Origin of the sequence: Micromonospora sp. LOL_021 (assembly GCF_048060215.1) — a bacterium.
In the GTDB taxonomy this organism is placed as follows: Bacteria; Actinomycetota; Actinomycetes; order Mycobacteriales; family Micromonosporaceae; genus Micromonospora_E.
The window spans coordinates 1-528 of sequence record NZ_JBHMIN010000149.1 but is presented as its reverse complement, the minus strand read 5'-3'; the positions used below and the strand labels follow the sequence as shown (position 1 = coordinate 528).

Sequence of the window (528 nt, the reverse complement as noted above, 5' to 3'; positions counted from 1 at the left end):
TCAGCCTGGGCTGGACGTCGCTGACCAGCGCCCGGGTCGGCGGTCTGGCGCCCGCCACCGACCACGAGATCCAGCTCTACCGGCACAACCAATGCGGTCCCGGATCCGCCGAACTGGTCGGCTCGACCAGCGCCACGACCACCGCCGGCGATCCCGCGCGGCCCGCCGCGCCTACCGGCCTCACTGTCACCGGGCGCACCGACACCACAATCAGCCTGGCCTGGACCGCGCCGGCCGGACCGCCGCCGGACCGGTACGCGGTCTACGAGGGCAGCACCCGGGTCGCCGTCAGCGTCGACACCACCGTCACCGTCCAGCGGCTCTTCCACGCCACCTGGCACCGCTTCACCATCGCCGCGCTCGATTCCGCCGGCAACGAGTCGACGCACAGCCCAGCGGTGTCGGCCGGGACCGAGACCTGCCTGAGCAGCCCGCCCCGGCCGGTCGGGCTGACGGCGACCGCGCTTTCCCCGTCGTCGGTGCGGCTGGGCTGGACCTTCGACGCCACCGCCACCTCGTACACCGTCT

Annotated in this window: 1 protein-coding gene; it reads left to right on the top strand. The window is 73.7% G+C overall.

What is annotated here, in order from left to right:
* The coding region (locus tag ACFHWT_RS31435) for a fibronectin type III domain-containing protein (RefSeq protein WP_416598334.1) at window positions 1-528 on the top strand (528 nt) is incomplete at both ends.